Source organism: Staphylococcus casei (assembly GCF_030294405.1).
Lineage (GTDB): Bacteria > Bacillota > Bacilli > Staphylococcales > Staphylococcaceae > Staphylococcus > Staphylococcus succinus.
In genome coordinates this window covers 1408491-1428339 of sequence record NZ_CP125718.1, presented here as the reverse complement: position 1 = coordinate 1428339, position 19849 = coordinate 1408491, and the positions used below count along the sequence as shown (strand labels likewise).

At 32.9% G+C, this 19849-nt stretch carries 21 protein-coding genes, 1 pseudogene and 1 riboswitch; of the genes and pseudogenes, 3 read left to right on the top strand and 19 right to left on the bottom strand.

Annotated features, from left to right (window positions below; all coding sequences use genetic code 11):
• Window positions 1-6: 6 nt before the first annotated feature.
• The 14 genes and pseudogenes from lpdA to QMO72_RS06920 form a co-directional block, all read right to left on the bottom strand.
• On the bottom strand, window positions 7-1428 hold the full coding sequence (gene lpdA / locus QMO72_RS06980) for a dihydrolipoyl dehydrogenase (protein ID WP_103266300.1): 1422 nt from the start codon (window positions 1426-1428) through the stop codon (window positions 7-9).
• A 447-nt stretch (window positions 1429-1875) separates the two neighbouring features.
• The gene (locus QMO72_RS06975; protein WP_103266299.1) at window positions 1876-2772 is read right to left on the bottom strand and encodes a phosphate acyltransferase; all 897 of its coding nucleotides are present in this window, start codon (window positions 2770-2772) and stop codon (window positions 1876-1878) included.
• 69 nt (window positions 2773-2841) lie between these two features.
• On the bottom strand, window positions 2842-4524 hold the full coding sequence (gene recN, locus QMO72_RS06970) for a DNA repair protein RecN (protein ID WP_103266298.1): 1683 nt from the start codon (window positions 4522-4524) through the stop codon (window positions 2842-2844).
• A 21-nt stretch (window positions 4525-4545) separates the two neighbouring features.
• Entirely contained in the window at window positions 4546-4998 is a 453-nt protein-coding gene (gene ahrC, locus QMO72_RS06965) for a transcriptional regulator AhrC/ArgR (protein ID WP_046836520.1), read from the bottom strand.
• A gap of 327 nt (window positions 4999-5325) precedes the next feature.
• Window positions 5326-6204: a polyprenyl synthetase family protein gene (locus QMO72_RS06960; RefSeq protein WP_103266297.1), complete on the bottom strand. Its 879-nt coding sequence runs from the start codon at window positions 6202-6204 to the stop codon at window positions 5326-5328.
• Window positions 6188-6424 (bottom strand): exodeoxyribonuclease VII small subunit, encoded by a 237-nt coding sequence (locus tag QMO72_RS06955; protein WP_069823980.1) that lies wholly within the window; start codon window positions 6422-6424, stop codon window positions 6188-6190. Before QMO72_RS06955 ends, QMO72_RS06960 begins: the two co-directional genes overlap by 17 nt.
• Window positions 6417-7754 carry an exodeoxyribonuclease VII large subunit gene (gene xseA, locus QMO72_RS06950; protein WP_103266296.1) on the bottom strand — a complete coding sequence of 446 codons (1338 nt, stop codon included), beginning with the start codon at window positions 7752-7754 and terminating at the stop codon, window positions 6417-6419. The genes QMO72_RS06955 and xseA overlap by 8 nt, the downstream gene beginning before the upstream one ends.
• Window positions 7755-7768: 14 nt before the next feature.
• The gene (nusB, locus tag QMO72_RS06945) at window positions 7769-8155 is read right to left on the bottom strand and encodes a transcription antitermination factor NusB (protein ID WP_046836524.1); all 387 of its coding nucleotides are present in this window, start codon (window positions 8153-8155) and stop codon (window positions 7769-7771) included.
• Window positions 8156-8179: 24 nt separating this feature from the next.
• Window positions 8180-8245 (bottom strand): annotated as a pseudogene (locus QMO72_RS14100) (hypothetical protein); the annotation flags it as partial.
• Window positions 8246-8276: 31 nt separating this feature from the next.
• Complete coding sequence (locus QMO72_RS06940; protein WP_103266295.1) at window positions 8277-8639, bottom strand: Asp23/Gls24 family envelope stress response protein; 363 nt, start codon at window positions 8637-8639, stop codon at window positions 8277-8279.
• A gap of 12 nt (window positions 8640-8651) precedes the next feature.
• Window positions 8652-10010 carry an acetyl-CoA carboxylase biotin carboxylase subunit gene (gene accC, locus QMO72_RS06935; RefSeq protein WP_069823977.1) on the bottom strand — a complete coding sequence of 453 codons (1359 nt, stop codon included), beginning with the start codon at window positions 10008-10010 and terminating at the stop codon, window positions 8652-8654.
• On the bottom strand, window positions 10010-10483 hold the full coding sequence (accB, locus tag QMO72_RS06930) for an acetyl-CoA carboxylase biotin carboxyl carrier protein (RefSeq protein ID WP_103266294.1): 474 nt from the start codon (window positions 10481-10483) through the stop codon (window positions 10010-10012). The genes accC and accB overlap by 1 nt, the downstream gene beginning before the upstream one ends.
• A 454-nt stretch (window positions 10484-10937) precedes the next feature.
• Window positions 10938-11495 carry an elongation factor P gene (efp, locus tag QMO72_RS06925; RefSeq protein ID WP_103266293.1) on the bottom strand — a complete coding sequence of 186 codons (558 nt, stop codon included), beginning with the start codon at window positions 11493-11495 and terminating at the stop codon, window positions 10938-10940.
• Between the two features lie 28 nt (window positions 11496-11523).
• Window positions 11524-12582: a M24 family metallopeptidase gene (locus QMO72_RS06920; protein ID WP_103266292.1), complete on the bottom strand. Its 1059-nt coding sequence runs from the start codon at window positions 12580-12582 to the stop codon at window positions 11524-11526.
• 107 nt (window positions 12583-12689) lie between these two features.
• Here QMO72_RS06920 and QMO72_RS06915 point away from each other — a divergent pair, with 107 nt between their 5' ends.
• Window positions 12690-13271 carry a hypothetical protein gene (locus tag QMO72_RS06915; protein WP_103266291.1) on the top strand — a complete coding sequence of 194 codons (582 nt, stop codon included), beginning with the start codon at window positions 12690-12692 and terminating at the stop codon, window positions 13269-13271.
• Window positions 13272-13299: 28 nt separating this feature from the next.
• On the top strand, window positions 13300-13518 hold the full coding sequence (locus QMO72_RS06910; protein ID WP_046836531.1) for an SA1362 family protein: 219 nt from the start codon (window positions 13300-13302) through the stop codon (window positions 13516-13518).
• A 78-nt stretch (window positions 13519-13596) separates the two neighbouring features.
• Here QMO72_RS06910 and QMO72_RS06905 read toward each other — a convergent pair whose 3' ends face one another.
• On the bottom strand, window positions 13597-14427 hold the full coding sequence (locus QMO72_RS06905) for a lipoate--protein ligase family protein (RefSeq protein WP_103266290.1): 831 nt from the start codon (window positions 14425-14427) through the stop codon (window positions 13597-13599).
• 171 nt (window positions 14428-14598) lie between these two features.
• Here QMO72_RS06905 and QMO72_RS06900 point away from each other — a divergent pair, with 171 nt between their 5' ends.
• A complete protein-coding gene (locus QMO72_RS06900; protein ID WP_046836533.1) occupies window positions 14599-14985 on the top strand; it encodes a rhodanese-like domain-containing protein in 387 nt (128 codons plus the stop codon).
• Between the two features lie 234 nt (window positions 14986-15219).
• Here QMO72_RS06900 and gcvPB read toward each other — a convergent pair whose 3' ends face one another.
• From gcvPB to QMO72_RS06880, 4 genes are all read right to left on the bottom strand, one after another.
• Window positions 15220-16698, bottom strand: a complete 1479-nt coding sequence (gene gcvPB, locus QMO72_RS06895; RefSeq protein WP_103266289.1) for an aminomethyl-transferring glycine dehydrogenase subunit GcvPB — start codon at window positions 16696-16698, stop codon at window positions 15220-15222.
• On the bottom strand, window positions 16685-18037 hold the full coding sequence (gene gcvPA, locus QMO72_RS06890) for an aminomethyl-transferring glycine dehydrogenase subunit GcvPA (RefSeq protein ID WP_103266288.1): 1353 nt from the start codon (window positions 18035-18037) through the stop codon (window positions 16685-16687). Before gcvPA ends, gcvPB begins: the two co-directional genes overlap by 14 nt.
• A gap of 17 nt (window positions 18038-18054) precedes the next feature.
• A complete protein-coding gene (gene gcvT / locus QMO72_RS06885) occupies window positions 18055-19146 on the bottom strand; it encodes a glycine cleavage system aminomethyltransferase GcvT (RefSeq protein WP_103266287.1) in 1092 nt (363 codons plus the stop codon).
• Window positions 19147-19223: 77 nt separating this feature from the next.
• Window positions 19224-19331, bottom strand: a riboswitch (glycine riboswitch).
• Window positions 19328-19843, bottom strand: a complete 516-nt coding sequence (locus QMO72_RS06880; RefSeq protein WP_103266286.1) for a shikimate kinase — start codon at window positions 19841-19843, stop codon at window positions 19328-19330. (Overlaps the previous riboswitch by 4 nt.)
• Between the last annotated feature and the right edge of the window lie 6 nt (window positions 19844-19849).

Here is a 19849-nt window from a genome sequence, read left to right as displayed (position 1 = left end):
CCTTAATTAAACATGAATCGATCTATTTTCCACTTTCAAGCCTAATTCCATCAATACTTCAGATAGAGAAGGATGTGCGTGTGTTGTTAATCCAAGTTCTAATGTTGAACCATTCATAAACTGGAGTAAAGATACTTCATTGATAAGTTCTGTAACATGTGGTCCTATCATATTAAGTCCCAATACAGTATCCGTTTCTTGATCGATTACAATTTCACAAAAACCGCTTTGGTTTTTCGTATCTTCAATGACAGCTTTTCCTATTGCTTTAAATGGCACTTTAACAGAACGTGCCTTACTGTTTTCCGCTTTAGCTTGCTCAATATTTTTACCGATGCTTGCTACTTCCGGTTGAGTATATATACATCTAGGCATTTTATTATAATCAATTGGCAACGGGGATGCATCAAACATATGCTCAATTGCGATAATACCTTCTTTTGAACCTACATGTGCCAATTGTAACTGACCAATACAATCACCAGCAGCATATATATGAGCATCTTCAGTTTGTTGATATTCATTTACAATAATATGCTGTTTATCTGTTAACTTAATCTTAGTATTATTTAAACCAATATCATCTGTGTTAGGTTTACGACCAATTGAAACTAAGGCCTTTTCAAAAATCACATCGCTATCATTTAAAGTGATTGTAATTTGGTTGTCTTCCACTTTGATATGATCTGCTGACAACTGAGTATTTTCATAAAAAGTAACACCACGTTTAGTTAAGTCCTTTTTCAATGTTTGTGCAACTGATTTACTCTCCGTTGGTAAAATACGCTCGCCTGCTTCTATGATTGAAACTTCAACGCCAAAATCACTCATCAATGATGCAAATTCTAAACCTATAACTCCGCCACCGATAATTGCAAGGGATTGTGGTAGTTTTTCAATTTTTAAAATGTCATCACTAGATAACACTACATTATGGTCGAATGGTAAAAATGGTAGTGCCATTGGTGTAGAACCAGTACAAATTAATACATTATTGTTAGGTATTAATTCTGATTCTCCATCTTCATACTCTACTGAAATCGTTCCACTTTGGGGTGAAAAAATGGATGGCCCTAAAATACGTCCTGTTCCATTAAATACATCAATTTTATTATGTTTCATTAAATGATTCACACCATTATACATTTGGTTAACCACTTCATTTTTACGTTCTTGTATACGCGCAAAATTTAATTTGAACGCATCTATATCTATACCATATTCACTAGCTTTCGTTACTGTTTGCATCACTTCTGCTGATTTTAAAAGTGCTTTTGTAGGTATACATCCTTTATGTAAGCAAGTACCACCCAGCAGTGAATTTTCAACAAGCGCAACCTTTTTTCCAAGTTGCGACGCCCTAATTGCAGATACATAGCCTGCTGTACCACCACCAAGTATTACTAAGTCATATTGTTCTTCTGACATGTTTTGACTCCTAACTATTTGTTTTAGCTTAGTCATATGCATTTTTTATAAATAATATGCGGACTGCTAAAGTTATATTTCTTACTCACCGAGAAACATGATTACTCATCTATATAGAATGAATAATATCACTTATTTAACGTTAAAAAATAAGCGCTCAGTCATACTACGATCATTGTTTCATCTTAAAACGTAGCCGCTTTTAGTACATTACGTTTAAACATATGATACATTTCAGTATCATAATGGAATAGTTTGTCACCGGATTATTACACCAAGGTCAGTAATCCATTTATTTTAAACATAGCAATGAAACCACCTTCTATAATCAAAAAGTGATTCATTGATCTATTATATCCTCTTATAGTTTACATCAAATAACTGAGTTATAAAATTAAAAACCTATTTTTAATTAAAATTATTAACTATTTTAAATTTAACTAAAAACTAACTAATCACTCTAAGTGCTAATAATAAAGACTCTAATTTATTTTGCTTACTATCTGCCCTAGAAGTAAGTACAATTGGAAATTTTGCGCCTAACACTAGACTTGCAACACTTGCATTACCAAAGTATATGAAAGATTTATATAATGCATTCCCAACATCTATGTGGGGAACGATCAAAGCATCCACATCCCCAGCTACAGAGGATTTTACATTTTTCTTAATAACACTTTCCATACTTATAGCGTTATCAAATGCTAGTGGACCGTCCACAATAAGATGAGTACTATTGTCCCTATTAAACGTATACTTAATTTTTTCCGCATCTGTAGAGGAAGGGATTTTTCTTGATGGTGTTTCCACAGAAGATAATAAGCCCACTTTGAACTGTTGATAGCCTAAATCTTCACTGAATTTCGCTAAATTTTTTATAATTTGCTTTTTTTCCTCTACTGTTGGCATATGATTAAGTGCTACATCACTCAGCATCAAAGTCTTATGATAATTTGGAATATTAAAACACGCAACATGGTTTATAAAACCACGATCGCTTATAAAATTTCGATTACTCAGGATAAATGATAACATCGTTGAGGATTTCAAATTACCTTTCATAAGTAAATTAACCTTACCTCTTGATAAATCTTCAGCACAGGCTTTAAACATGTGATATTCATCTTCATACGTTAAGATATGAATTCTATTGAGGAGCTGTGCATCTACATCAAATGATCTAATGATTTCAGTCGGGTCTTGTGTATCATAAAGAAAAACGTCTATTTTTGTCATAGTGAGTGCCGACATAACGACGGATAGCATTTTTTCATCATTGGCATAAATTATAGCTACGTTACCGTCTAATGTCTCGGAATGTTCAATTAAATGTTGGTATTGCATTTAAATCAACACCTTTCTAATTTTATAAAGCAACTGCTAGACTAAATTTTATAGCGCTGTTGAGTACACCTATTGATTTTGCAAATGATTTTGATCAATCATCTCTTTCGCATTTTGGCGCGTTAATTTTGTGACGCTCGCACCAGATATCATTCTTGCTACTTCATCAATTCTTTCTTCTCCCGTAAGTTCTTTAACTTGCGTCGTCGTCCTATCATGATGAGCTGCCTTACTAATCAGTAAATGATGGTCACTCATTGTTGCAACTTGCGGTAAGTGAGAGATACAAATTACTTGAATATGTTGAGCTAAGTCTTTCATTTTTTCAGCCATTTTCTGAGCAGCTTGGCCCGAAACACCTGAATCTACTTCATCAAAAAGTATTGCTGTCTGTCCTCTTGATTTAACAAATATAGATTTAAGTGCAAGCATAATCCTAGAAAGTTCCCCGCCAGACGCTATTTTATTTAAACTTTTAAGTGGTTCTCCTTTGTTAGGACTAATTAAAAACTCTACATATTCAATACCTTCACGGTTAGGCTGATCTAAAGGTTGGAACGAAATTTCTAAATTAGCATCTTTCATTTGAAGATTCTGTATTTCATCAACAATATGGTCACGAAGGGTTTTGGCAACAATTTTCCTCTGTTGTGACAATTGTTGCCCTATCTCCATAATTTCATTGTAGAGTGTGTCAATTTCATCTCTCAATTGTGAGGTACTTTCTTCGTAATTCTCTATTTTATTAATTTCATTTTCTAATTTATCTTGGTAAGTAATCAGTTCATTAACATCTTTACCATATTTTCTTTTAAGGTTGTTTAAGACGTTCATTCTTTCTTCTAATTCATTGAGATACTGTTCATCAAATTCTGTATTCGTTATTTCATCGTACAACTGATGTTTGGCATCCTCTAATGTATAGTAGAATTGATCAACATCTTCTTTTAAGCGATCATATTTATCTGGTAAAATTTCACTCACTGACTGTAATTGATTACTCAATTCATATAAGCGATCTGTAATTGCGTGTTCATCTGTTAAAGTGAGATGCGCGTTATTCAATGCTAAGCTTAAATTTTCAGAGTTTTGAATTCGCTTGATGTCAGCTTCTAGCTTATCCACTTCCCCATCAATTAATTGTGCCTCTTTAATTTCTTCATGTTGAAATTTAAGCAAATCCAATCTTTGAAGCAACGCTTGATCTGCTGTTTCTAAATCTTCAAGTTCTTTCTTTTTAGCTTTATATTTATCAAAAGTCATAACATAAGTACTTAATATTGATGTATACGTATTTTCAGCGTAATTATCAAGTAACTGTAAATGATATTTTTGCTTTAGTAAAGATTGTGTCTCATGCTGCCCATGAATATCTAATAATTCTTGCATGATTTTCCTTAAATCATGCAAGGTTACGATTTGATTATTGATTCTACAAATACTCTTGCCTGAACTAAATATTTCTCTTTTTACTAATAAAAAGTCTTCATCTACATCTATTGATAAATCATGCAAGAGTGAAATAGCCTCTTTACTTTCATCAATATCAAATACGCCCTCAATAACAGCTTTTTTTTCACCATGTCTTACATAATTAGAAGAAGCACGCATTCCAATTAATTGGCCAATAGCATCGATGATGATAGATTTTCCTGAACCAGTTTCACCACTTAAGACGGTTAAACCGTCGCCAAAGTGTATTTCCAGCTCATCAATGATTGCAAATTGTTTAATGGATAAGGTCTGCAACATCCTTAAATCACTTCCTTATATTTATAATAAATTAAAGATGCGTGTTTTAATATTTTCACTTGCTGTTTCGTCTCTACAAATAATTAGACATGTATCGTCGCCACAAATCGTTCCTAAGACTTCTTCCCAGTCAATTTGATCTAAAATTGCACCGATAGACTGTGCGTTACCCGGTAATGTTTTTAATACTAATAAATTTCCTGTACCATCGATATTAACAAAAGAATCCATTAAATAACGCCCTAATTTTTCTAGAGGGTGATATTTTCTATCATTAGGTAAACTGTAAACATATTGTCCGGCTGGAGTTGGGACTTTTATGAGTTGAAGTTCTTTAATATCTCTAGATACTGTAGCTTGTGTCACATTCAATTCATATTCATTTAAACGTTTTACTAATTCATCTTGAGTTTCTATTTTTTCATTCGAGATTATTTCTCGTATTTTTATATGTCTTACTGATTTCTTAGCCATGTCATACACCTCTGTAAACGAATATTTATACATTGATTTTAACACATGGTTTTTAATACTACTACTAAAGTTCATCTGTAATTTTACTCAACACAAACTGTTATTACGCATATTATTGGTGAATAGAGGTGCTTATTAACTAGATAAAAGTACCATAACTGCACTGAAATTTAAGAATTTTTAGAAAATTGATGAATAATTATTAAATCATTTATAAATTACAAACAATAAAAAACCATACTACATTGACGCAGTATGATTTTCACTTGATGGATATATGTTTAAACCAAACATATCTTCGATTATAAATGATGCATATCAAACGTTTTAAGATTCTCTGTTATTAAAAAGTTGTATAATAGCTTCTAAATTTTCTGTATTATAACAATCAGGTAATTGGGCTAAGCACTGATGTGCCGCTTGAGTATGGTATGCTAATTTATCTTCTGCACCACTACGACCTAATAATGATACATACGTACTTTTATCATTCTCAATGTCACTACCTACTGCTTTACCTAATTTTTGCTCATCACCATAGATATCGAGCAAATCATCTTTAATTTGAAACATTAAACCTAAATGCTCACTATATTGTTCTAAAGCAGTAGCCACTAAATTTTCTGGTTCAGCAATATCAACTGCTGCCATGACAGCAAATTTGAGTAATGCACCTGTTTTAGCATTGTGTATTTGTTCTAGCGTAGTAAGATCAATTGCAGAACCTTCACTTTGCATGTCTAATGTTTGACCACCAACCATACCTAAATGTCCACTAGCAAATGATAAGCGTCGGATAAGCTTAACTTTAATCGCATCATTCAGTGTTGTATCATTTATAATCACATCAAACGCTTTAGTTAATAATGCGTCGCCAGCTAGAATCGCTTTCCACTCACCAAACACTTTATGATTTGTGAGTTTTCCTCTACGATAATCATCATCATCCATGGCCGGCAAATCGTCATGTATCAGCGAATACGTATGAATCATTTCTAAACCGAGCGCTGATGAAACCCCTAATTTATAATCCTTGGATAACATATCTAAAGTTAAAAGTAATAATACAGGTCTAATTCTTTTACCACCTGCATTTAATGAATAACGCATACTCTCTTCTAAATTAGTATCAAGTAAAGATGCTTCTATCGATGTTGCAAGTAGCTGATTAATTTCTTCTGTTAAATGATTAATCTTTTGATTCATCGTTATCTACTTCTTTCTCGGCATCATCGTCAGACATGAGTTCGTTTACTTTTTTTTCAGCGTCTCTCAAAGTTTCATCGCAAGTAGCTGATAATTTCATTCCACGTTGATATAAATTTAAAGATTCTTCTAATGATACATTTTCGTTATCAAGTTTTTGAACAATATCTTCCAGTTCTTTCATCATTTCTTCAAAACTTTGGGTATTACTATTACTCATCATTACACCTTACTTTCTTAACCTGTGCATCAACAACGCCATCTTTCATTGTTAATACAATGTTATCATTTTCACTTAAATCGTTTGTACTCGTAATTACATCGTCACCTTTATTCACAATCGTATAACCACGTAACATTGTATTTGTAGGACTTAGGTTATTTAATCCTTCTAGTTTCCTAGCCAAGTCATTTTTTTGATTGATAAAATAATTATGCATCACTTTATTTAATTCATTATATCTTTGCTTTGTTGTTAACTGTTCTCTGTTAATACTAGCTTTAAATTTTTTTAAATTAAACTGATTTTTCAACAATTCTAAACGCTGTTGCTCATTATTAATATTTTGATTAATTGTTAGCTTTAATTGTTTTTCCAAATCATCTCGTTTTTGTATTTGTTGGTCATACAACAATGTCGGTGTTTTAAATTTATAATAAGAGGATACATGCTCTAAGTGCTTTCGCTGTTGGTGTAAGTGTTGTTTAATAAAGCGTGTAAGCGATAAATTTGTTTGCTTTAAGTATTGACGTAGTTCGTATTGATCGGGCGTTGCAATGACTGCTGCTTGTGTTGGCGTAGCAGCTCTGACATCAGCCACAAAATCACTTAATGTATAATCTGTTTCATGGCCGACTGCAGAAATAACTGGTGTCCCACAATTATAGATTGCCTTAACAACGTCCTCTTCATTAAAATTCCACAAATCTTCTATAGAACCACCACCGCGGCCGATAATAATTGTATCAACATTTAATTCATCCGCTTGTTGAATCTTATCAATAATGTCATTCTTGGCTTGAGCCCCTTGAACTAATGTATTGATTTGTATTTGTTCAGCTAAAGGATATCTACTATTAATTGTAGTATGAATATCTCTAATAGCTGCACCAGTTCCTGCTGTTAAAACAGCTATTTTTTTAGGAAACTTAGGAATTAATTGCTTTTGACTTTGGTCAAAAAAGCCTTCTTTAGTTAACTTTTTCTTAAGTTGTTCTAATTTTTGATATAAGTTTCCTACACCATCTATATGCATTTTATTAACATAAATTTGATAATTACCTCTACGCTCATACACAGAAACACGTGCTTCCAAGAGAACTTCGTCACCTTCTTTAGGATCAAAGTCCATTTTAGAAGCATTACCTTTAAACATCATTGCACTAATGACGCTATTTTTATCTTTGACATTAAAGTATAAATGACCACTGCTGTGTTTTTTAAAGTTAGATAACTCACCTTTAATTAATACTGACTGAAGATGCGGGTCTTGATCAAACTTATACTTTATATATTTAGTTATTGCTGAAACACTTAAATAATCTGACATATTGTATCACTCTTTTATTCAATATTGCTCAATACACCATTGATAAATTTATAATGATCATCATCGCTGAATTGTTTTGCTAATTCAACAGCTTCATTTATGATTACTTTTTGTGGTGTTGAACTATGTAACAATTCAAATGTTGACATACGTAAAATAATACGGTCTGTTTTTAATAAACGCTCTAATTTCCAATCTTTTAAATGCGGTTGGATTTTTTCATCTAAAACTGTTTCGTGATCTTTAACACCTGTGACTAACCAATTAATAAATTCTAAATCTAAATCTTTATTTTCTTCTTTAATGAAACTAATCGCTTCTTCAATTGTTAAATCACTATTCATCATTTCAAGTTGAAATAGAGTTTGAAAGGCTTGCATTCTGGATTCTTTTCGACTCATTATAAACTCCTTCAAGCATTGTATTATTTGTAAATCATTAGTGAAGTCAACGATATATAAATAATCATTATATACTGATACTTCACTCAATGACTTTAAAGTAAATTTGCTTTATTTAATTTTAATTTTCTGGTTCTATATGTGTAATATGGACATTGATTTGACTTGGTTCGATTGTAGTCATTGTTGTTAAAGAGTTGAAAATAGCTTGTTGTATATTTTTAGCTGTAGCGGATATATTAACTCCGTAACTCAAAGCACAATACACATCAATAAAAATACCATTTTCTCTAGCATCAACTTTTACGCCTTTATTGAGTTGCTTTTTACTAATACTCTCAATATTCATATCTCGTAATTCTTTAAAATGACCTTGTATGCCTTTAACTTCTGCTGTTGCAATACTAGCTATAACTGCCAATACTTCTGGCGCTATTTCTATTTTTCCCAAGTTGGAATGTGAGGTTTCAGAAACTTTGACCATGTCACACGCCTCCTATTCAGTTTGTTCATCCATAATATTATAAGTTTCTAAAAACTTAGTATTAAACTCTCCGCTTCTAAAAATATCATTGTTTAATAGACGGATATGGAATGGAATTGTAGTATCAATACCTAATACTAGAAATTCATTTAATGCACGCAAACCTGTCATAATTGATTCGTCTCTAGTTGGTTCATGAACGATTAATTTTGCTACCATAGAATCATAATATGGAGGAATCGTATAATTAGTATAACATGCAGATTCAATTCTGACTCCAAAACCACCTGGAGCTAAATATTGTGTGATCTGCCCTGGAGATGGCATAAAGTTCTTATATGGATTCTCCGCATTAATTCGGAATTCAATAGCATGTCCGTTGATTTGAATATCTTGTTGTTTAAACGGTAACTTTTCACCCATAGCAACTTTTAGTTGTAATTTCACTAAGTCTATCCCTGTTACCATTTCTGTTACCGGATGCTCTACTTGGATTCGAGTATTCATTTCCATAAAGTAGAAGTCATTGGTATTCAAATCATAAATAAATTCTATCGTACCTGCATTTTCATAGTTAACAGCTTTTGCTGCTCTTACAGCCGCGTTACCCATTTCTTGGCGTTGCTCTGACGATAATATAGGAGATGGCGCTTCTTCCACAAGCTTTTGCATACGACGTTGAATCGTACAATCACGTTCTCCTAAATGTACAACATTACCAAAGCTGTCGCCAATCACTTGTATTTCGATATGTCTAAAGTTTTCTATGAATTTTTCTAGATAAAGCCCACCATTACCAAATGCTGTTTCAGCCTCTTGCTGGGTCATTTTAAAGCCGGTTTCTAATTCTTTTTCATCTCTAGCTACGCGGATACCTTTCCCACCACCACCAGCTGTTGCTTTGATGATAACTGGATAACCAATCTTGTTGGCAATGTTTTTAGCGTCTTGAATATCAACAACTAAACCTTCACTACCTGGCACAACGGGTACTTCTGCACGTTTCATTTCTTCTTTAGCTACATCTTTAATCCCCATTTTTTGAATGGATTCATAACTTGGACCGATAAATTTCAGTTGACAAGCATCACACAATTCTGCAAAATCACCATTTTCAGCTAAAAATCCGTATCCTGGATGGATACCATCACAACCCGTAGAAGTAGCAATAGACAATATGTTTGGGATATTAAGATAAGAATCTTTGGATTGAGTCGGGCCAACGCAATATGCTTCATCAGCAATTTGAGTATGTAACGCGTCTTTATCTCCTTCTGAGTAGATGGCCACAGTTTGTATTCCTAAGTCATGACATGCACGAATGATTCTTACCGCAATTTCTCCTCTATTTGCAATTAAAATTTTATTCATTATTTCACCTTAAATAACGGTTGGCCATACTCTACCATTTGACCGTCTTCTACTAAAATTTCAGTGATTTCTCCAGTTACTTCGGCTTGTATTTCATTAAATAGTTTCATTGCTTCTAAGATACATACCGTAGATTCATTAGTAACGGAATCACCTACTTGTACATAAGCACTTTCTTCTGGAGAAGGAGATTTATAAAATGTTCCAACCATCGGTGCATTTATTGTTTGTGAATCATCTGCAGTACTACTTTTTTGTGTATTGTCTGATTCTTGTGATCCAACAGGAGCTGATGCTACACCTTGTTGAGTTGCAACTTGTTGCATTGGTTGTTGATTAATTTGTGGTGTGATTATTTCAGTTTCTTTTTGTTTTTTTAAATTAACGACATTACCTTTATCTTCTATATTAATTTCAGTCAAGCTAGATTGATCAAGAATTTCTATTAATTCTTTAATTTCTTTAAAATTCATAAATTCTGACTCCTTTAGATTGTTATCATTTACCTATTTTATTTTACTTTAGTGAAATGTTCAATTCAAGCATATACATACTTTCTATAATAAAGAGATTATCTTAAATAGCGTTCTATTTATAAGTGTTTCATTAATTTTACTGTTAACGTTAACAAATATTATTATATTTGGCCTTACTTTCGTTTTGATTTAGTGATATACATGATAACCTGGAGTAGTTTATTTCAATCATTGCTTTGGAATTTATCAACATATATCAGTAGGTCGTAATGAAGTAATATCTATTATGACGCGTATTTACCATAATAGTCGTTTATTAATCTAAACATATGTCACTTTGAGTGAGATTGTCATAAAATAAAAACCTTTCCAAAACACATGTAATTGGAAAGGTTTAATACTCTTACTATTAACTCAAAGCGCTAACCAAATATTCAAATAAACTTTATGATTAAGCTCTTGAAATGTAACTACCGTCACCTGTGTTAATTAAAAGTACGTCACCTTCGTTAACAAACAAAGGTACGTTTAGTGAATAACCAGTTTCAACCGTTGCGGATTTAGTTGCCCCGTTAGCAGTATCACCTTTGATACCAGGTTCAGTTTCTGTAACTTCCAGTTCAACTGTTTTAGGTAATTCAATACCAATTGTTTCACCTTCATAAGTTTGAATTTGAACTTCCATATTAGCTTTTAAATATTTCAATTCATTTTCTAAGTAATCTTCTGGTAGCTCAGTTTGGTCAAAAGTTTGATTGTCCATAAATACATGAACATCTCCGTCAGCATAAAGGTATTGCATACGACGGTTTTCAATCATTGCTGGCTCAACTTTTTCCCCAGCTCTAAAAGTTTTTTCTTGAATCGCACCAGTTCTTAAATTACGTAATTTTGAACGCACAAATGCTGATCCTTTACCTGGTTTTACATGTTGGAAGTCTATAACTTTCCAAATTGCATTATCTACTGATATTGTTAAGCCTGTTTTAAAATCATTCACCGAAATCATTCAGTTTCCTCCTCGATTATAAGGTCTTCTATAAAATAATAAGGTTTTTAGAGCATTTAGTAAAGCATTCACAGCCATTTTCTGTAATTAAAATATCATCTTCTATACGAACGCCGCCTAAACCATCTAAATAAATGCCGGGTTCAATTGTAACACAGTTGTTTATTTCTAATTTAGACTCTGATTTTTTCGATAAATTAGGCCCTTCGTGAACATCTAAACCGATGCCATGTCCTAATGAGTGACCAAACGCATCACCATATCCTTGTGACGCTATATAATCTCTAGCCACAGCATCTAATTGTTTTCCTGTAATTCCCTTTTTAGCCGCCGCTATACCTTTCATATTAGCTTCTAATACTATATTATATATCTCTTTAAGTTTAGGGTCTGGTTCACCTATTGCGAACGTACGTGTTATATCTGAAGAATATCCTTTGTAATAAGCTCCAAAATCTAAAGTGATAAGTTCGCCTGTATTAATGACTTTTTCACTGGCAACACCATGTGGTAAAGCTCCTCTATGTCCAGAAGCGACAATTGTGTCAAAAGATGTGCCTTCAGCGCCAAGTTCTAGTAACTTGCTTTCTAATTTCGCTTTAAGTTGTTGCTCTGTCATGCCTGCTTGTGCAACTGTTAAAATATATTCATATGTTTCATCTACTATCTCGGAAGCTTTTTGTATAAGCTCAATTTCAGAATCATCTTTAACTTCTCTGATTTTTTCAATCAATCCAGAAATGCTTATTAAACTGATGTATGACTTACTTAATTGTAAATAGGTATCATAGCTCACAAGATGACCTTCAAACCCCACATTTTGCACATTCAAGCTTTCTAGTTGCGCTTTCACCTCATCGATTAAAGCACCACTTTGTTTGATAATTTCAAATCCTGGCGCTTGAGTAGTGGCTTGCTCTATGTATCTAAAATCTGTAATCAATAATTTATGCTCTTTTGTAATAATTAGCGCACCACTTGTGCCTGTAAAACCTGATAAATATCTTCTATTAAAATCCGTTAATACTACTACAGCTTCTAAATGTTTTGCTTCTAAGGCAGAATTTAGTTTTTCTATTCTAGTCATCTGTCTTCCTCCTATTCAATTAATTTGTACATTTTCCTTATATACATTAAAATGATAGCATATATATAATAAAAAATTATAGTTTTTGAATTAGGAGAATATATATAATGAAGAAAAAAATTGTAGCTATAATGAGTGCTTCATGTTTATTAGTTGGTTGTGGGAGTCAAAATTTAGGGCCATTAGAAGAAAAAACAACCAAACTACGTGATGATAATCATAAGCTAAAAAGTAATATTCAGGACTTAAAGCAAAATATCAGTAAAGAAAAAACAAATCTGAATTCCTTACAGAAAGATAAAGACAATTTAAGTAAAGCCAAAAGTAATAAAAAGAAAGTTACAAATTTGAAAGCTGCTTCTACATATTACCAAAATATAGCTAAAGCACTTGATCAATATAATCAGATTGAAAGTGATGTCACGCAAAACAAAGGTAATAAAGAGATTCAAAACAAACTCACTGATATTACGAATAAGATTGACACTGCAAAAACAACTTATAGCAACGACATCGACAAAGAAAAAATGAGTGCTGATGACAAAGCAAAAAACAAAAACATCAGTAAATTGAACAAAGAACTTAACTCTGCAATGACAGATATTCGTGATGGCTATAATGCTAAAGATAAGAAAAAGATTGAAAAAGGCCAAAAGTCATTATCATCTATCAGTATGACAAATGGATAAAGGTAACAATTAAATAGGAGTGTTAGAAGTGAAACAGGTTTTATTTTATATAGTGATTGCGATTGCTATAGTAGGCTTAGTGCTTAATTTAGATGCGTTTTTATTTAGCTTTGTGAGTATGGCAATTAGTTTCGCAATTTTTGCAGGAATTATATATTTAATATACTATTTCTTCTTTTTAACAGAAGATCAGAGGAAATATAAACGCGCACAAAGAAAATATAGAAAACAAAATAAAAAAAGATAATCCATATCATATAAAAAGTGGTCGAAGTCATGTATACTTCGACCACTTTTTATAATGTCACAGATTTTTATAACATCTTTATTTACGATAGTTCCATTCGTCAGCTTTATATTTCTCAGTCAATTCCTTGATTTCATTCTGTTGTTGTTGTGTTAATTCAAGCGGCTTAAAATCTATATTCAACCCTTTTCTAAATCCTTCTTCAAAAGCCACTTCCATATCTTCAATGGTGATATGACGATTAGAAATATCATTGATGGCAACAGCTTTTTCTACAAACGCTTGTTTCATTTTATCTTTCAGACGGTCATTTTTAAATTTAAACATATCGAACAAATCATCTACATCTACATCTTGAAGTAATGAGCCATGTTGAAGAATAACGCCTTTTTGACGTACTTGAGCACTACCAGCGATTTTTCTACCTTCTACAACTAATTCATACCAACTTGGCGCATCAAAACACACTGCACTTCGAGGCTGCTTTAATTTTTCTCGTTCTTCTTTAGAACGTGGAATAGCAAAGTAAGTATCGAAGCCCAATAATTTGAATCCTTCTAACAGCCCTTCCGAAATAACTCTATATGCTTCTGTAACGGTAGATGGCATCTCCGGGTGTGATTCTGGAACAATAACACTATATGTGAGTTCCTTATCGTGTAGCACGCCTCTACCGCCCGTTTGACGTCTAACCATGCCATAACCTTTTGCTTTTACTTTTTCAATATCTATTTCTTTAGTCAATCTTTGGAAATAACCAACAGATAAAGTTGCAGGATTCCATGTGTAGAACCTTATTACTGGGTCAATTTCACCTCTTGATACGAAATTGAGTAACGCTTCATCCATCGCCATATTATAATATGGATCATTGCTTCCTGTATTTATAAAATTCCATGTCTCAGTCACACTAAAAACTCCAATCGAAAAATTAAATTGTTATAATTGCTATTTTATGTTATCGTTTGCAATAATTGTCAAGTTTGTCAGCATTACCTTGGGTATCAGAATAAAATATTTTGATAAATTGTGCTAACAGTCTTATAATATATAATATCGGTTAATTAGGGAGGATGCAAGATGAGTAATTTTTGGTTTATAGCGTTAGCAGTTTTAATAATAATCATCGCTTACATGCTAATCAATTATCTTCTTAACAAGAGAGCAGTCACAGAATTAAACCAAAATGAATTCCATAATGGTTTGCGCAAAGCTCAAGTTATTGATGTAAGAGAAAAGGTTGATTATGAATACGGACACATTAATGGTGCTCGTAACATTCCAATCACTATGTTTAAACAAAGATATCAAGGTTTGAGAACAGATCAACCTATATACCTTTGTGATGCCAATGGAATTTCCAGTTATCGTGCCGCTCGTACGTTAAAGAAAAATGGTTATACAGACATTTACATGTTAAAAGGCGGTTACAAAAAATGGACTGGTAAAATTAAGTCAAAAAAATAAGTTATATCAATTTATTATAATTGAATGATATATGACGATAGTATTACAGTCTAATAGCGATAGGTTTCCTAGTAAATGGAAACCTATCGCTTTTTGCTATATGTAACTGTCTTTTCAGTTGAACAGTGTATCAAACCATTATCCTAAACTAGCCCAACTCAAACAGGGTGTATTCAGTTGAAGATTGAATACACCCTGTTTGAGTTGGATTAATCATTATATAGAGTTAAACTATCACTCTTTTTCAGAACGTAAATTTTCAAATTTCAATATTGGTTGACGTGCAGCTTTTGTCTCATCTAAACGATCAATAATTGTCGTGTGAGGCGCTTCCAGTACCTTGTCTGGATCCTCTTGTGCTTCGTTAGCAATTTGAATCATTGTATCGCAAAAGTAATCTAATGTCTCTTTAGATTCCGTTTCTGTTGGTTCTATCATCATACCTTCCTCAACATTTAATGGGAAATATATTGTAGGTGGATGAACACCAAAATCTAATAAGCGTTTCGCCATATCTAACGTACGCACACCATACTCTTTTTGTTTAGATCCGCTAAGTACAAATTCATGTTTGCAATATTGTTCATACGGAATTTCAAAGTGATCTTTCAAACGTGCTTTAATATAGTTTGCATTCAATACAGCCGCTTCCGATACTTCTTCTAAGCCTTTATTACCCATGGAACGTATATAAGTGTATGCTCTTAAGTAAATCCCGAAATTACCATAAAATGGTTTGACGCGACCAATTGAATTTTCAATATCATTATCGTATTTAAATTCATTATTTTCTTTAATAACCATCGGCTTTGGTAAATAACTGGCAAGTTCTTTTTTAACGCCTACCGGTCCAGATCCAGGGCCTCCACCGCCATGTGGCCCTGTAAATGTTTTGTGTAAATTTAAATGAACTGCATCAAATCCCATGTCCCCTGGTCTAACTTTATCCATAATTGCATTCAGATTTGCACCATCATAGTAAAGTAAGCCACCAGCTTCATGAACAATGTTACGTATATCCATAATGTTCTTTTCGAAAATACCTAATGTATTGGGATTTGTGAGCATAATTGCAGCTGTATGGTCATTGACTACGCGTTTTAAATCATCTATGTCGACTTCACCACGCTCATTTGACTTCACCGTAACTGCTTTAAATCCTGCAAAAGCAGCAGATGCTGGATTAGTACCATGTGCTGAATCAGGTACGATAACTTCATCTCTATGCCCTTCTCCAATTTTTTCATGATATGCTTTAAAAATCATTAAAGCAGTCCACTCACCGTGTGCGCCTGCAGCAGGTTGTAAAGTAACCTCATCCATTCCTGTAATTTCTTTTAACTCTTCTTGTAAGCTATAAATAATTTCTAACGACCCTTGAACTTGTGATTCATCCTGCAGTGGATGTGACTCAGCAAATCCAGGTATTCTAGCAATTTTTTCATTTATTTTTGGATTATATTTCATTGTACATGAACCCAATGGATAAAAACCTGAATCTACACCAAAGTTTTTATTAGAAAGCTCTGTATAATGGCGAACTAAATCTAATTCCGATACTTCGGGCAATTCTGCTTTATTTTTTCGAATGAATTTTTCATCTAATAAATGATTGACTGCATCATTTTCAATTTCCTTCTTAGGTAACGAATACGCATAACGATCTTTTTTAGAACGTTCAAAAATTAATGGACTCGATTTACTTACTACCATTTATTTCACCCGCTTTCTTCACAAATGTATCGATTTCATCTTTTGTTCTTAATTCTGTCACAGCAATGAGCATTTGGCTTTCAAATTCAGGTACAACTTCACCTAAATCAAATCCACCAATAATGCCCTCATCAAGTAACGCATCATTAACTTCTTTCACTGGCTTGTCATATTTCACAATAAATTCATTAAATGATGTTTCTTCTGACACTTCAAAACCTGCTTTTCTAAATTGATCTTTAGTATAATTAGCGTTTTCAAAATTTTGCTCAGCTATTTCATATATTCCCTGTTTGCCTAATGCAGACATACAAATAGACGAAGCTAAAGCATTTAATGCTTGATTCGAACAAATATTTGAAGTCGCTTTATCTCGTCGAATATGTTGTTCGCGCGCTTGTAAAGTAAGTACAAACCCTCTATGCCCATCAGCGTCTTCTGTTTGACCAACTAAACGACCCGGTATTTTTCTCATTAATTTCTTAGTCGTTGCAAAGAATCCACAGTGTGGCCCGCCAAATTGTGCTGGAATACCAAACGGTTGTGTATCTCCAACAACGATATCAGCACCGAAACTACCTGGTGGTGTTAATAAACCTAATGCTAGAGGATTACTATACACAATAAATAATGCTTTTTTATTTTCTATAAATGATTGGATTTTCTCTAAGTCTTCAATTGATCCATAAAAATTAGGATATTGTACAGCAACTGCGGCTGTATCATCGTCGATTGCTTTTTCTAATTTATCTAAATCCGTGATTGTACCATCTAAATCAACTTCTACTACTTCAAATTCGTCACGTGTTTTCACATAAGTGTGTAATACTTGCAAAGCTTGATAATGCAGCGCTTTAGATACTACAATTTTATTTTTACGCGTTTGATTGAATGCTAAAATACATGCTTCAGCAAAACTTGTGATACCGTCATACATTGAAGAATTTGCGATATCCATGTCAGTTAATTCACATATTAATGTTTGAAACTCAAAAATTGCCTGTAATTCGCCTTGTGAGATTTCTGGTTGATATGGCGTATATGCAGTATAGAATTCTGAGCGTGAAATCATTGCATCTACAACTGATGGTGTATAGTGATCATATACACCTGCCCCTAAGAATGATGTATGCGTCTCTTTAGTAATGTTTTTACTTGCAATTCTATTCAATCGTTTAGTTAGTGTCGTTTCAGCTTCTCCATCTGGAATTGCTAATTCTCTATCTAACAATATTTCTTTTGGCACATCTCCAAAAAGCTCACTAATAGAATTTGCGCCAATCGTATTTAACATTTCTTTTTTGTCTTGTTCAGTTAACGGTATATATCGATGACTCACAGTAACACCCCTTTGAATTATTTAGCGATTTGATTTTTCTTAACAATTTTTGCTTTAACTTTTCTTTTTCTTACTTGTACAATGACTTCTTTCCCCATTTCAAAAGCTTCACGATCAATTAAAGCTAATCCAATAGACTTGCCAGACAATGGAGATTGCGTACCAGAAGTGACTTCTCCTATTTCATTTTCTTCTGAATCATAAACGATATAGCCTGTTCTCGGTATACCTTTTTCTATCATTTCTATTCCAACAGTTCTGCGGTTTGAACCATTTTCTTTTTGATCTTTCAACACTTCTTTTCCAATGAAATCAGCCTCTATGAGTGGTTTAGCAGCAAAACCTATACCAGCTTCATAGGGTGAGATACTTTCATTCAAATCTTGTCCGTGCAATGGTAATCCGGCTTCTAATCGCAATGTGTCTCTTGCACCTAAACCACAAGGTTGAATATTATTTTCCAATAATTTTCCCCATAAATGTGGCGTATCTTCTGCTTTACAATAAATTTCAAATCCATCTTCACCTGTATAACCAGATTGTGAAAGCATTATATTTTTATCAAAAAACTTAACACCTTGTTTAAAATCAAAAGGCTTCATATCTGTTACTTCAACATCAACATGCGCTTTAACAAATTCACGAGTGGCTGGTCCTTGAATTGCTAGTTGGCCATATTCATTTGAAACATTGATAACTTCAACATCAAATTCAGTTGCATGCTGCTTCATCCATTCAAAATCTTTTTCAGTATTACCTGCATTAACAACTAATAAATACGTATCTTCTTCAAGCATATATGTAATTAAATCATCAATGATACCGCCACTTTCATTACATAATGCAGTATATTGCGCTTTGGTTGTCGTTAATTGCTCAGTATCATTCGAAAGCAAATATTGTACCAAGTGTTTGGCATCAGGGCCTTTTATAAGAATTTCTCCCATGTGACTGACATCAAATACGCCCATTTCAGTTCTAACAGCATTATGTTCTTCCTTAATACTTGAAAATTGAACTGGCATGGCCCAGCCACCAAATTCTACAATTTTAGCCCCAGCATCAACAAAGTTTTGATAAAGTGGTGTTCGTTTTAGTTCGTTAGACATGAAGAAACCTCCTAATATTTATAATAAAAAAACAGGGTAGACAACGTAGTCTACCCTGTTTAAATTTTCCAGGAATGCGTCACAATATTATCCTTTTGCCTGAGAGTTTCGTTAAACTTGCACCTTCGGCGATGGCATTATGTCATAATGAATTACAACATACCATTCTCTCTAATATTGATCATTCGCACATTAACTCTTCCATAATCCCATGTTGCAACTCTGAAAGAGGCTTATTACTATTCAATTTGATGAATGCGATTTCATTATATCTTGAAACTCTAGATGAATACAAGCTTTTTAATTCAAAAAGAGATTTATTATTTGCATTTGGTCGATTACTATCATTTTTTATTCTGTCATAGATGACTTCCAAATCACAATCTAACCAAATCACATGTTTTAAATGCTTTAAAAGATCAAAAGAATCATTTCCTTCAATGATACCACCACCTGTAGAGATGATATCAAAATGTGAAATACATTCTTTTAAGCAATGATGCTCTAATTTCCGAAAACCACTTTCTCCACTTTGTTCAAATATTTCAGGTATTGTTTTCTGTTGTTGTTGTACAATATAGGCATCTAAATCAACATAAGAAAGGTTATTATTTTTAGCAAGATATTCACCTAATGTTGTTTTACCAGTTCCCATAAAACCTACTAGTATTAATGGGTCTAAATTATCATTTTTCAAAAATAT